This is a genomic window from Streptomyces sp. NPDC103540, from assembly GCF_055584445.1.
In genome coordinates, this window is sequence record NZ_JBVJMA010000002.1 from 543,741 (window position 1) to 556,969 (window position 13,229).

The following is a 13,229-nucleotide window of genomic DNA, read 5'->3' on the forward strand; positions in this document are numbered from 1 at the left end:
AGCCCCGCGCGGGGTAGGCGGAGCTCCCGGCGGGGGATACATGGAGCCATGACCGGACCGAAGAGGTACAGGCGCAGTGCCGGACTGTTGCTGTTCCGCCGCACCGGGGACCCGTCGGCGGGGCGGGACGGCCCGGCCGGCCCGGGGTTCGAGGTGCTGCTCGGGCACATGGGCGGTCCGCTGTGGGCGGGGCGCGACGGCGGGAGCTGGGTGATCCCCAAGGGCGAGTACGGGCCGGACGAGGCGCCCCGGGACGCGGCCCGTCGCGAGTTCGCCGAGGAGTTGGGGTTGCCGCCGCCGGAGGGCCCGTACCTGCCGCTGGACGACGTACGGCTCAGCAGCGGGAAACTGGTGACGGTGTGGGCGGTGGAGGGCGATCTCGATCCGGCCCTGATGGTGCCGGGGACCTTCACGATGGAGTGGCCGCCGCACTCCGGGCGGGAGCGGGAGTTCCCGGAGTTGGACCGGGTGGCGTGGTTCACCCCCGAGACCGCCCGAAATAAGCTGATGATCGGGCAAATGCCCTTTCTGGACAGGTTGTTGGCATTACTGGACGGTTGACCCGACCTTTACTTGCCAACAAACCCCACGTGCATGGACATTGCACATATGACGAACGTCGTGCTGGTGGGAACCCTGGACACCAAGGGTGTCGAGTACGGCTGGCTGCGCGAGCGACTGCTGCGCGCCGGCGTCGAGGTGGTACTGGTCGATACGGGGATCATGGGAGAACCCCGTGTGCCCGCGGACGTGCCGCGCGACGCGGTGGCACGGGCCGCGGGAACGGAACTGTCACGCCTGCGCACGGACGCCGACCGGGGCGCGGCCGTGACGACGATGGCACGGGGGGCCGAAGCGGTCCTCTTACGCCTGCACGCCGAGGGCCGGCTGCACGGGGTGCTCGCCATAGGCGGCAGCGGGGGCACCTCGATCGCGACACGGGCGATGCGGGCCCTGCCGCTGGGCGTGCCGAAGCTGATGGTCTCCTCCATGGCCTCCGGGGACGTCGCCCCGTACGTCGGCTCCGCGGACATCACGATGATGTACAGCGTGGTGGACATCGCCGGGATCAACAGCGTCTCGGCCCCGGTCCTGACCAACGCCGTGGAGGCCATCGCCGGGATGGCCCGGGGCTACGCGCGGTCCGGGCCGGAACGCCGGCGCGCGACCCGGCTCGGGGCGGGCGGGAGACCGCTGGTCGCGGCGAGCATGGCGGGCGTGACCACCCTGGGCGTGGACGCGGCCCGGGAGCGGCTGACGGAACTCGGCTACGAGGTACTGGTCTTCCACGTCAGCGGCGCCGGAGGCCGCACGCTGGAGAAGCTGGCCGGTCAGGGCGTGTTCGCCGGGGTGTTGGACCTGACCCTCAGCGAACTCGCCGACGACCTGTGCGGCGGGATCCTCACGGCCGGACCGGACCGGCTCAGCGCGGCCGGGCGGGCCGGGATCCCGCAGGTGGTCAGCCTGGGGGCGCTGGACATGGTGAAGTTCGGGCCGCTGGAGACCCTGCCCGAACGGGCCCGCTACCGACGGGTTCGCGTCCACAACCCGTCGATCACGGTGATCCGTACGACCGAGTCGGAGTGCGCGGAACTGGGCCGCCGGGTGGCCGCCAAGCTGCGGGCGGCGACGGGGCCGACCGCCGTCTGCCTGCCGCTGCGCGGACTGTCCACGCTGGGCGCGCCCGGCGGGCCGTACCACGACCCGGGCGCGGACCGGGCGCTGTTCACGGCGCTGCGGGACGGGCTGCGGGGCAGTGCGGCCACGCTGTACGACTACGACACGCACATCAACGACCCGGCGTTCGGGCGGGCCGCCGCAGATCGGTTGCACGCGATGATCGGCGCGGTGTCGGCCGCCGCCTGAGCCCGCGCGCCGTCCGTCCGCGCCCTCTCGCCTCCCGTCCCGAGGCGTCCCGAGGCCTCGCGAGGCGCCACGAGGCCTCGCGAGGCGTACCGCCCCGGACCCGACGCTCCGTCCGATGTCACACTCCGGTGACGTCCGCGGTGGTTGGGAACCGGCCGTGGCGGAAACCACGTCACAAGGGGGTGGCTGGTCGGGGGACGACCGGCCGGCCGCCCGCGGGTGGTCCGGGACGCCACGGACGGGGGCGAACGATGAGCGACGGCTGGACGGTACCGGGGTACAGCGAGGTCCGCGAGCTCGGCGCGGGCGGCAGCGGCCGCGTCGTGCTCGCCGTCCACGACCTCACCGGGACGGCGGTGGCGGTGAAGTACCTCTCCGACCGACTGCGGGAGGACCCGGCCTTCGTACGGGAGTTCCGGGCGGAGGCCCGGCTGCTCGGCGGGCTGGTCTCCCCGTACGTGGTGGGGTTGTACGAGTACGTGGAGGCGCCGAACGGCGCCGCGATCGTGATGGAACTGGTCGACGGCGTCTCGCTGCGCGCGGTGCTGCGGGAGTCCGGTCCGGCCGACGCCGAAGCGGCGCTGGTCGTCCTCAAGGGTTCCCTGCTGGGGTTGGCGGCGGCGCACCGGGCGGGCGTCGTGCACCGCGACTACAAGCCGGAGAACGTGCTCGTCGCGCCGGACGGTTCCTCGAAGCTGGTGGACTTCGGCATCGCGGCGGGGCGCGGCGACACCCCCGGGGTGGCGGGCACCCCCGCCTACATGGCTCCGGAGCAGTGGCAGGGCCGGCCCGCCTCGCCGACCGCGGACGTGTACGCGGCCACCGCCACCTTCTTCGAGTTCCTGACGGGACGAAAGCCCTACGACGGGACCAACTTCGCGGAGTTGGCCGTCCAGCACATCGAGGCGCCCGTTCCGGAGACCGAGGCGCCGGAGGCCGTGCGTCCGCTGATCCGGCGTGGTCTGGCCAAGAGCCCGGAGCAGCGGCCGGAGAACGCCGAGGCGTTCGTGGCGGAGCTGGAGCGGATCGCGGTGGCGGCGTACGGGCCGCAGTGGGAGGAGCGCGGGCAGCGCAAGCTCGCCGCGCTCGCCGCGCTGCTGCCCCTGCTGTTCCCGTCGGCCGGGGCCGCCTCGGCGGGCACCACGGCGGTGGCGCAGACCTCGATCGGCACCTCGGGTTGGGCGCCGGGGCGCGGCGGCTGGTTCGCGTCGGGGCTCGCGCTGGTGTTGGGGGCGCTGCTGGTCCTGACGACCGACGCGATCGGGGGTACGCCGCCGCAGTCGTCGGCGATCAGCTCGTTCGCCACGACGAGCCCGGCCCCGCCGGGAGCCGGGCCGAACGCCTCCCCGTCCGGCTCTCCGTCCGCGCCGGTCTCGCCCTCGCCGGGGCCGTCCGCGTCGCCGTCGGCGTCACCGACGCACTCCCCCACGCCGACCGCCTCGGCCTCGCCCTCCCCCACGGCGAGTCCGACGGCGAAGCCGACCGTGACCTGGACGACGACGCCGACGCCCACCCACACCCCCACCCACTCGACGCCGACGCCGTCGCCGTCGCCGACCCTGCGCGTCACCAAGCTGGACGTCTCGCTGCGGCCCGGGGTCTACCGGGGCGAGGCGACGGTGTCGCTGGCGACGCAGGGGTCGGGGCCGGTCACGGTCGTCCTGGAGTGGTTCCTGGGCGAGCGGCAGGGGGACCTCTCCGTGCCGGACGGGCGGGACACCGTCGTCGTCCAGGCCGGTTCCCTGGCCACGGTGGTGCAGAGCCACTCCTTCACCCGGGGGCGCGGCTGCTTCGGCGCGGTCCGCGTCACCACCAAGCCCGCCGCCGGGAACGTGTCGGCGTCGGACTCTCGGCCGCTGCCGCGCTGCCAGGACCAGGAGCCCCCACGATGAGCGACCCCAGGGCCCCGCAGGGGGACGACGACTACAGCGCCACCGTCCTCGGCAGTCACTGGTTCACGGGACCGCCGCCTCCGCGGGACGCCGCCCCGGACCGGGTGGAGGGGTCGGTGTTGCGCTTCGGGCCGGGGGTGACGGCGGCCATGCCGGCGCCGTTCCCGCTGGTGGCGGGCCCGCCCGTGCCCGTCCGGCGGCGCGGTGGCGGGTGGCGGCGCTACACCCTGGCCGTGGTGGTGTTGGCGGCGGTGCTCGGATACCTGGGCTGGCAGCGGTTCGGGCCGGGCGTCGAGGTGCGGGCGGTGTCGGTGGCCACCGCGCCCGACGGACCGGGCTGCGACGGGACGGCCGACGTGGTCGCCGTCGTACGGACCAACGGGCGCCCCGGCACCCTGACCTACCGCTGGGTGCGCAGCGACGGCACGCGCTCGGAGGAGCTCACCGAGCGCGTGCCGGGCGGGCGCGACCAGGCCACCCTGCACCTGCTGTGGACCTTCCACGGTACGGGCGCCTACGCGGCGCGCGCGGAGCTGCAGTTGCTCACCCCGGACCGGCTGACGGCCGCCACGGAGTTCACCTACCGCTGCCGCCCGTAGCCGCAGCGTCCGAGCCGGTCCGCGGGCGCGCGGGTGGTCGGGGGGCGGGAGTCGGGGGTCGGGGGTCGGGGGTCGGGGGTCGGGGCGGAGGCGGTCAGCGTGCCGCGGCGCCGGGGACGCGGATCACGGCGAGGCCGCCGTCGAGGTCGACGCGGGAGTGCGGCGGGGCGCCGTCCTCCTCGTCGTCGCGCAGGACGAGGGCGCTCTGGCGTTCCTTCAGTTCGTTCTGCTTGCCGGGCGAGAAGCTCGCGTGCAGTTGCTCGAAGCCGGTGGCGGAGATCTGGCCCTGGCGGCCGTTCCACCGCCAGGGCAGGAGTCCGGCGCGGCCCGCGCGGACGAGCGCCAGGTCGAGGAAGGCCATCGCGGTGAGCAGCAGCGCCAGTCCCGGCAGGGTCATGAAGACGACGAATCCCATGGGGCGACGGTAACCCGGTCGGCCGTTCGGCGGGGAGGGCGGGGCGGGGGCGGTCCTTTCGGCCGGGGTGGGTGTGGCCGCCCGGCCGAGGTGCGGGCGGGGGCCCGCTGGTTGACTCGTAGAGGTCGAGGAGGGTGCGCAGGGCGCCCTCCGACACAGGTACGCGTCACGTTCCAGCCGGCGATCACCCCAACCGGAACGTGGCCGTCCGCGCGGGCACCCACGCCGCGCGGGAGGCCCGCAGCCGCTTTGGGGAGTGGCTGCGGGCCGTTCTCGTCTTCACGTGTAACCGTCCCCCGCCTCTTCACGTGTAACCGTCCCCCGCCGCAACCGGGGGACGGGGATCAGGACCGCGCGTGCGCGGTGATGTCGGCCTCGAACTCCGTGGTCATCTCCGGGGTCACGGTGGGCCGGCACTGGGCCACGGCCGCGAGGTAGTCCCGCGTCGTCGCCCCCGGCTGCGCGGCGGCCGCTCCGCGCGCGCCCACCGCCTCCAGGTCCCGTTCGAAGGAGACCTGGGCGGCGGTCCGCGCCGCGTGCTCGATGTCGGCCGGGGTGAACAGCTCCGTCGCCGCGACCAGCTCCGCCACCTCCACGTCCTGGCGGCCGGCCGTGTAGCGCGACCAGATCGCGGCGCGGGCGGCGGCGTCCGGGGTGCCGATGGGGATCAGGTAGTCGAAGCGGCCGGGCCGCAGGAAGGCCGGGTCGAGGGAGCGGATGGAGTTGGTGGCGCACACCAACAGCCGTTCGTCGCCCTCGCGGAAGCGGGGTATCAGCTTGAGCAGCTCGTTCGTCACCCCGTGCATCCCGCCCGGGTGCGCGGGCTCGCCGCGCACGGGCGCGATCTCCTCGACCTCGTCGATGAAGACGAGCACCCGCTCCAGCTCGGCGATCCGGGCGAACGCGTCGCGCAGGGCGGTGGCCAGGTTCCCGCCGTCGGCCAGCCGGGAGGGCAGCAGTTCGACGAAGGGCCAGCCGAGGCGGGAGGCGATGGCGCGGGCGAAGGTGGTCTTGCCGGTGCCGGGCGGGCCGAAGAGGGCGATGGCGCGCGGGGGTCGCACCCCGTGCGCGGCCGCCCGTTCCGGTTCGGCGAGCGGCAGCACCACGCGGCGCTCGATGAGGTCCTTCTCCGTCTCCATGCCGGCGACCTTGGCCCACAGGTCCCCCTGGAGGAAGCGACCGCCGAGGTCGTCGAGGAGGCCGGCCGCCGGGCCGTGCAGCGGCTCGGTCTTCTCGAAGTAGGCGACGGCCGGTTGGCGCGTGTAACCGGCGTTCAGGAGGCCTTCGCCGAGGAGGTCCTCCTCGGGCAGCACGTAGGCGATCCGGCCGACGCGCGCGGCGATGAGCCTGCGCTCCAGCTCCACGAGCAGGGCGCTGGCCAGTCCGCGACCGCGCCAGCCGGCGGCGATGGCGATGCGCATGACCCACGCCCGCTCCCCCGTCACGCAGGCGAGCGCCGCTCCGATCGGCACGCCTTGGTGGACGGCGACCACGCAGGGCTGGCGGTCGGTGAGCGCGCTGATGCACTCGGCGAGGGAGAAGACGGACTCCTGGCCGAGCTCGGCCGTGGTGTCTATGAGATGGACCACTGCCGCGAGATCGCTCTCGCGGTAGTCGTGGATGAGCCAGTTCACCGGGTACCGCCCCTCGTTCGTGCTCCTGCGGCGAGGCTAGGGGCCGCCGGTCCCGCCGCTCACGCTCCGTCGTGCACAACAGCGGGTCCGGAAGTCCGCCGCCGCGTCCATAGACTGGGATCTTCCGCCGAAGCCGCACACCGAGGACCCGGGCACCTTCATGAGTTCCGACATATCCGACGGCCCCCCGACCCACATACCGGGCGGTCGCTCGGGCAGAAGCCCGGGCGGCCGCGGGCGACACCTCGTGTGGCTGCTCCCCGTGCTGTGGACCCTCGCCCTCGGAGCGTGGGGGCTGTCGCGGCAGGACAGCGTGTGGCGCGACGAGGCGGCGACCTGGCAGGTGGCCGGTCGTACGCCCGGCGAGATCTGGGCCATGCTCGGCAACGTCGACGCCGTGCACGGCCTGTACTACCTGCTGATGCACCTCGTCTTCGAGGTGTTCGGCGCGAGCACGACGACGCTGCGCCTGCCGTCCGTGCTCGCGATCGCCGGCGCCGCCGCGTGCGTGGCCGTCCTCGGGCGCCGTCTGGCGGGCCCCTGGGCGGGCCTGGCCGGCGGGCTCGCCCTCGGGCTGCTGCCCGCCGTGCAGTTCCACCTCCAGGAGGGCCGCCCCTACGCGCTGGTCGCGGCGGGCGCCGGCCTGTCGACCCTGCTGCTGGTGTCGCTGCTGCGTCCCGCGGCCGGTGGGCGCGCGGGGCCGCGCTGGGCGGCGTACGGGCTCGTCGTGCTGGTGTGCGCCCTGCTGAACTGGCTGTCGCTGCTGATCCTGCCCGCGCACGCGGCGACCCTGTGGTGGGTACGGGCCCGGCGCGGGGTGTGGCTGCGCTGGTCGGCGTACGGGGCGGGGGCGGTGGCGGGCGCCGCCCCGCTGATCCTCTTCAGCCGGGGCCAGTCGGACCAGGTGTCGTGGATCCCCGCGACCACCTGGCACATGATGATCGGCCCCGCGATCCTCTTCGCGATCGGCGGCCTGGCGGCCCTGGCCGACCGTCCGGACCGCGCCCGGGTGTCGGCGTCGGCGGTCGGGCTTCCCCTGTTGGTGGTGCCGCAGCTGGGGCTGATCGGGCTGTCCCTCGTACGACCGCTGTACCTGGACCGGTACGTGCTCTTCGGCATGCTGGGGCTCGCCCTGCTGATCGGCGCCGCGCTGGGCGCCGCCGTACGGGCCTGCGCGCCCCGTTTCCCGAGGGCGTCGGCGCTGCTCGTCCCGGGCGTGGTCGGGGTGTCGGTGCTGGCGCTGCTGCCGGTGCAGCTCGGCAAGCGGGCCCCGGCGAGCCGGGTCGACGACGTCCTGTCGGTGGCCTCCGAGGTGGCCCGGCTGAAGCGGGACGGGGACGCGGTGGTGTTCGTGCCGGCCGCCCGGCGGGACACCGCCCTGGTGTCCCCGCGGGCCTTCACGGGCCTGGCGGACGTGGCGCTCGCCGAGAGCCCGGCGGCGTCGGCCACCCTGAAGGGCGTGGAGGACGAGGACCCGGCCGCGCTCCGCTCCGCCCTCCTGGCCCATTCGCGGATCCTGCTGATCGCGGACGCGGCCCGGGTGGCGAAACCGCCGGCCGCCGCCCGGGACCGGGTCAAGACGGCGGTCCTGCGCGAGCGCTTCACCCCGGTGGAGGAGCACGAGACGCGCGGGCGCCGGGTGACGCTGTACGAACGCCGCGGCTGATCCCGGCCGCCCCGGACCCGGCCGCCCGCCCCAGGCCCGGCCGCCGGCCCGGGAAGCCCCGCCCCGGGCGCCGGGCCCGGATTCACAGCCGATTCACATGGACCACCGGGCTCCGGTCACAGGTTCGCCGGGGAGGCTCGGTGCATGATCCAAACCAACCTCCCCCGGCGGGCGGCCCGGATCCTGCTCGCGCTGACCGCGGTGGCCGCGCTCGTGAGCGTGGACGTCCCGGACGCCCGCGCCGTACCGCCCCTCGGCGTCACCGCCGAGGCGCCGCCCGACACGACCTCCGCGCGCGTCGGCGCGCTGTTCGCGGGCGGCCTGGACGGCGGACACTTCTGCACCGCCGCCGTGGTGCGCGGCGCGGGCCGCGACCTGATCGCCACCGCCGCGCACTGCCTCGACCACCCGGACTCCACCGTGTTCGCGCCGGGCTACCGCGACGGGAAGGCCCCGTACGGGGTGTGGCGGCTGGACCGGGTGTACGTGTCCCCCGGCTGGACCGACGGGGAGGACCCCGACGACGACATCGCCTTCGCGACCCTCGTCCCGCGCGACGGGGTGCGCGTGGAGGATCTCGTCGGCGGTTTCCCGGTGGCCGCCGAGCAGCCGGACGACGTGACGGTGACCGTCCTCGGCTACCCGAGCGACCGGGAGGCGCCGCTGCGCTGCGCGAACTCCACCTCCCTGTTCTCGGACACCCAGCGGCGCGTCGACTGCCCCGAGCTGAGCGGCGGCACCAGCGGCAGCCCGTGGCTGGCGGACGGCGCGCTGGCGGGGGTGCTGGGCGGCCACGAGGGCGGGGGCACGGTCCCGGAGGTCTCCTACAGCGCCGTCATGGGAGAGGCGGCGCGGCGCCTGTACCGGGACGCGGCGGCCGCCGGCTGAGCGGTACGGGACCGCCCGCACCCGGGGCGGCGCACCGTGGGGCCGGCCCACCCGGACCGGAGCACCGTGGGGCCGGAGCACCGTGGGGCCGGCCCACCCGGGCCGGAGCACCCGGGTCGGGCCCCGGGGCCGACTCCCGGCGCGTCCCGCGTGCGGGCTACTCCGCGAGGACGCCCGCGGCCTCGAACCACGTCGGCTCGTCGCGCATCGCCCGATGGATCCGGTCGAGGGCGAAGGACCCCATGGGCGGCAGGGCGTCCGTGTCGAACCAGGCCACCTCCAGCGACTCCTCGTCGTTGACCCGCGCCCGGCCCCCGACGGCCCGGCACCGGAAGGTGATGTCCTGGAACTGGCAGACGTCGCCGTTCGGGTAGACGACCGGTCGCTGCATCTGGACGAGGACGACCCGTTCGGGCACGCACCGCACGGCGGTCTCCTCGTGGACCTCGCGCACCGCGGTCTCGGCGGGCTGCTCGCCCGGTTCGGCGATCCCGCCGATCACGGACCACTCGCCGTTGTCGGTCCGGCGCCCGAGCAGGACCCGGCCCGCGTCGTCGAAGACGACGGCGGACACGGCAGGCAGCAGGAGCAGCCGCTGCCCGGCGTGGGCGCGGATGGCGCGGATGAACTCGGGTGTGGACATGCCCCGACCCTACGAGACCACGGGACCCTACGCGTCCGTCCGGCGCGCCCCCGTCCGGCGGACCAGGACCCACCCGAGGCCGACGGCGGCGACCAGCAGCAGCGCGTACTCGGGCAGCGGGCCCAGGCGGGTGGCGGGGGTCTGCGTCGAGCGGAGCGGGATCTCGGAGACCAGCGCGTCAGCGGTGAACAGCTTCGTCTGCGAGACGACCGTGCCGTCGGGCCGGATGACCGCGCTGACCCCGCTGGTGACGGGCACCAGGACGGTCCGGCTGTGCTCGACGGCCCGGATGCGGTCCATGGCGAGCTGCTGGTAGGTCATCTCGGTGCGGCCGAAGGTGGCGTTGTTGCTGGGGACGGCGATGACCTGGGCGCCGGCGCGGACCGTGGAGCGGACCGCGTCGTCGAAGGCCGCCTCGTAGCAGGTGACCATGCCGACGCCGGTGCCCGCCATGTCGAACACGCCCGGCTCCTTGCCGGGACCGAAGTCGCGGCGGACGCGGTCCACGTCGGAGCTGAACAGCCGGACGAAGGAACGCATCGGGATGCGCTCGCCGAAGGGCTGGATCTTGCGCTTGTCGTAGGTGGCCGTGGGGCCCTTGACCGGGTCCCACAGGATCATCGTGTTGCGCAGCGGTCCCGTCTCCGGGGCCAGCACGGAGCCGATCGCGACGGGCACGCCGATGGCCTTCACGGCACGGTCGATGACGGCGTGGGCGTCGGGCTGCGTGTACGGGTCGATGTCGGAGGAGTTCTCGGGCCAGACGACGAGGTCGGGCTTGGTGGCGCGGCCCGCCTTGACGTCCTCGGCGAGCTGGATCGTCCGGTTGGCGTGGTTGTCGAGGACCTGGCGGCGCTGCGCGTTGAAGTCGAAGCCGGCGCGCGGCACGTTGCCCTGGATCACCGCGGCGACGGCCGTGCCGTCCTCGTCGGCCACGGAGACCAGCGGTCGGGCGGCGAGGGCCACGCCGATCGGGGCGACGACGGACAGGGCGGCGACGGCCGCGGTGCTGCGGCGGGGGTGGTCGCGGGCGACGCGCAGGGCCTCGTAGAGGCCGAAGCCGCACAGGGCGACGGCGAAGGAGAGCAGCGGGGTGCCGCCGAGCGCGGCGAGGGGGGTGAAGACGCCGTCGGCCTGGCCGAAGGCGAGCTTGCCCCAGGAGAAGCCGCCGAACGGCGCCCGGGCGCGCAGGGCCTCGCTCGCGACCCAGACGGCCGCGCCCCACAGGGGCCAGGCGGGCAGCCGGCCGACGAGGGCGATGCCGAGGCCGGCGAGTCCGATCAGCGCGGCTTCGAGGGTGACGAGCGCCAGCCAGGGCACCGGGCCGACGCCCTCGCCGGTCCAGACGAGCAGCGGCAGCAGGTAGCCGAGGCCGAAGACGAAGCCGAGTCCGAAGCCCGCGCGGGCGCGGCGGCCGCGCAGGCAGCCGGCCAGCAGCGCGAGGGCGAAGGGGGCCAGCCACCACAGGGGGCGGGGCGGGAAGCTGACGTAGAGCAGCACGCCGGCGAGCGCGGCGAGGACGGTCCGCAGGGCCCAGGCGCCCTTGCGCGGGGCGCGGGTCCCGCCGCTCGTGGCGTCGTGCGCGCGCGGGCCCCCGTCCGGGTCTTCGCTCCGGCTCCCGGGGCCGCCCGGGTGTTGGTTCGCGGGATCCGCCTGGGCTCGACCGGCGGCCCCGGAGGGCTCGCTTCCGGCGGCGCGGGTGACACTGCTGCTCATCTGGCGGAGTGTACGTCCCCGCACGCCGAGGACCGGTAAGGAGGCGTCGTGGCGGTCAGCGGGCGAGGGCGCGCAGGTGCGCGCGCAGGACGCGGACGGCGCTCTCGGCGTCGTCGACGGTCACCGTGAACACCTTGCCGTCGCCGAGGCCGAGCCGGACGCCCTCTCCGCGCCGGACGATCACGGCGGTGCCCTTCTCGGGGCGCCAGCGGCAGCCCCAGCCGCCCCACTGCTGCGGGGTGATGCGCGGGACGAACTCGGCCGAGACGACCTGGTCGAGGCGGATGGTGCGGCGCGGCAGTCCGATGTGGCCGCAGCGCACGGTCAGGGACTCGGAGTCGATGGTGACGGCCACGTGCACGAAGGCGAGGGTTCCGAAGAGGATCAGCAGGCCGGCGGCGAGGCAGCCGATCACGGCCATGAGGAGGGCGACGACGCCGCCGTTCCAGGAGTGGTCGACGGCGAGCTCGATCCCGAGCGCCAGGCAGGCGGCACCGGCCACCGCCAGCAGCCACTGCGCGCGGTTGGAGGCCCGGCCGGTCCACAGGGGACCCGGGGGGTGCGCCGTCATGTCCAGCAGCGTACTCACCTTCCGCATGGACGCCACCGCCTCTACGCCACTCGGGCGCATCGTGCCGCTTCTGGCCGGTTCGTGATACTTCAGGCCGAGTCAGGCTGGTTCAGGCCGATCGGGCTGCTTCGGGCACGGGGCGCCTTCCCCCGTAGACCTCGACCAAACTTCAGCTCACCGGTCCGAACCGCCCCCTCTCGGCCGCTCAGCCCGGCAGCAGCCGCACCAGGGCGTCGCGCAGGGCGGGTCGGCGGGTCGAAACGAGCCGGTGCAGGCTCCGGGAGCCGAAGGCGACGCGTTGCGCGCTGCGGCGGCGCTCGGTGTCGTAGGCGCGCAGCGCGGCGGGGAGCCCGGCCGCTCCGTGTTCGGCGACGGCCCGCGTGAGGGCCTCGGCGTCGAGCAGGGCGGTGCAGGCGCCCTGCCCGAGGTTGGGGGTCATGGCGTGGGCGGCGTCTCCGACGAGGGCGAAGCGACCGCCGGTGACGAAGGTGGGCAGGGCCGGGTGGAGGTGGCGCATGCCGTACCGGATCCAGGTGCTCGGGTCGGTGCGCGCGAGCAGGCGCGGGACCGGGTCGTGCCAGCCGGCGAAGGCGGCCCGCACCTCGTCGGGGGTGCCGGCGGGGAGGGTCGCGTACCAGTTGGTGCGGCCGGGCTCCACCGGGGTCATGCCGAAGAACCGGCCCGCGCCCCAGGTCTCGCCGTGGATCGACGTCTCGAAGTCCGCGATGCCGATCCAGGCGGTCGTGCCCACGGCACGGACCCGGGAGCGCGCGCCGAGCCGGGCGTCGAAGCGGGCACGGCGGACGGCGCTGTGGATGCCGTCCGCGCCGACGACGAGGTCGGCCCCGCCCTCCCGGGCGGCGAGGTCGGTGACACGGTGTCCGTAGCCGACGCGCGGGCCGCCGAGCCGCTCCAGCTCGGCGAGCAACGCGTCGATCAGGTGGGGCCGGGAGACGAGCAGCTCGGGCCGGCCGGCCCGGCGCTCGATCCGCTCCAGCGGGAGCGCGGCGAGCACGCGGCCGTCGGGGCGACGGATGTGCGCGGTGCGGTACGGCACGGCCCGCTCCCGGAGGGCGTCGCCGAGCCCCAGGCGGTCGAGGGCGCCCTGCGCGGTCGGGTGGATGCCGAAGGCGGTGCCGTAGCGCTCGGGGGCGGCCCGCCCTTCCAGCACGGTCACCGACCAGCCCGCCCGGCGCAGCCCGACGGCGGTGGCCAGTCCGCCGACCCCCGCACCGACGACGAGCGCCCGACCCGTCCCGACCCCGCTGTTCACGGCTCCCATGGCACGCCTCCGCCCGCTCGCCATCCCCGATGGGCACCACACCTGCGGTACCCCATC

At 75.2% G+C, this 13,229-nt stretch carries 12 protein-coding genes; 6 read left to right on the forward strand and 6 right to left on the reverse strand.

Going from position 1 to position 13,229, the window contains the following annotated elements; genetic code table 11:
• Positions 1-48: 48 nt before the first annotated feature.
• The 4 genes from ACZ6ZI_RS07035 (at position 49) to ACZ6ZI_RS07050 (ending at position 4,357) form a co-directional block, all read left to right on the forward strand.
• The gene (locus tag ACZ6ZI_RS07035) at positions 49-561 is read left to right on the forward strand and encodes an NUDIX hydrolase (RefSeq protein WP_469517154.1); all 513 of its coding nucleotides are present in this window, start codon (positions 49-51) and stop codon (positions 559-561) included.
• A 48-nt stretch (positions 562-609) separates the two neighbouring features.
• A complete protein-coding gene (locus ACZ6ZI_RS07040; protein WP_469517157.1) occupies positions 610-1,866 on the forward strand; it encodes a Tm-1-like ATP-binding domain-containing protein in 1,257 nt (418 codons plus the stop codon).
• A gap of 251 nt (positions 1,867-2,117) precedes the next feature.
• On the forward strand, positions 2,118-3,758 hold the full coding sequence (locus ACZ6ZI_RS07045; protein ID WP_469517159.1) for a serine/threonine-protein kinase: 1,641 nt from the start codon (positions 2,118-2,120) through the stop codon (positions 3,756-3,758).
• On the forward strand, positions 3,755-4,357 hold the full coding sequence (locus ACZ6ZI_RS07050) for a hypothetical protein (RefSeq protein WP_469517162.1): 603 nt from the start codon (positions 3,755-3,757) through the stop codon (positions 4,355-4,357). The genes ACZ6ZI_RS07045 and ACZ6ZI_RS07050 overlap by 4 nt, the downstream gene beginning before the upstream one ends.
• Positions 4,358-4,451: 94 nt before the next feature.
• Here the strand turns inward: ACZ6ZI_RS07050 and ACZ6ZI_RS07055 are convergent, their stop codons facing one another.
• Positions 4,452-4,772: a DUF6191 domain-containing protein gene (locus tag ACZ6ZI_RS07055; RefSeq protein ID WP_363054203.1), complete on the reverse strand. Its 321-nt coding sequence runs from the start codon at positions 4,770-4,772 to the stop codon at positions 4,452-4,454.
• Between the two features lie 344 nt (positions 4,773-5,116).
• On the reverse strand, positions 5,117-6,406 hold the full coding sequence (locus ACZ6ZI_RS07060) for an ATP-binding protein (protein ID WP_469517166.1): 1,290 nt from the start codon (positions 6,404-6,406) through the stop codon (positions 5,117-5,119).
• Positions 6,407-6,566: 160 nt separating this feature from the next.
• Here ACZ6ZI_RS07060 and ACZ6ZI_RS07065 point away from each other — a divergent pair, with 160 nt between their 5' ends.
• Together ACZ6ZI_RS07065 and ACZ6ZI_RS07070 are read left to right on the forward strand one after the other, a co-directional pair.
• Positions 6,567-8,072: a glycosyltransferase family 39 protein gene (locus ACZ6ZI_RS07065; RefSeq protein ID WP_469517169.1), complete on the forward strand. Its 1,506-nt coding sequence runs from the start codon at positions 6,567-6,569 to the stop codon at positions 8,070-8,072.
• Between the two features lie 144 nt (positions 8,073-8,216).
• Positions 8,217-8,960, forward strand: a complete 744-nt coding sequence (locus ACZ6ZI_RS07070; protein WP_469517174.1) for a trypsin-like serine peptidase — start codon at positions 8,217-8,219, stop codon at positions 8,958-8,960.
• A gap of 157 nt (positions 8,961-9,117) precedes the next feature.
• Here ACZ6ZI_RS07070 and ACZ6ZI_RS07075 read toward each other — a convergent pair whose 3' ends face one another.
• The 4 genes from ACZ6ZI_RS07075 to ACZ6ZI_RS07090 form a co-directional block, all read right to left on the reverse strand.
• Positions 9,118-9,603, reverse strand: coding sequence for an NUDIX hydrolase (locus ACZ6ZI_RS07075; protein ID WP_469517177.1), 486 nt, complete (start codon positions 9,601-9,603; stop codon positions 9,118-9,120).
• A gap of 27 nt (positions 9,604-9,630) precedes the next feature.
• Entirely contained in the window at positions 9,631-11,319 is a 1,689-nt protein-coding gene (lnt, locus tag ACZ6ZI_RS07080) for an apolipoprotein N-acyltransferase (RefSeq protein WP_469517180.1), read from the reverse strand.
• A gap of 55 nt (positions 11,320-11,374) precedes the next feature.
• On the reverse strand, positions 11,375-11,890 hold the full coding sequence (locus ACZ6ZI_RS07085; RefSeq protein ID WP_469517183.1) for a hypothetical protein: 516 nt from the start codon (positions 11,888-11,890) through the stop codon (positions 11,375-11,377).
• A gap of 205 nt (positions 11,891-12,095) precedes the next feature.
• Entirely contained in the window at positions 12,096-13,172 is a 1,077-nt protein-coding gene (locus ACZ6ZI_RS07090; RefSeq protein WP_469517186.1) for an FAD-dependent oxidoreductase, read from the reverse strand.
• Positions 13,173-13,229 lie beyond the last annotated feature (57 nt).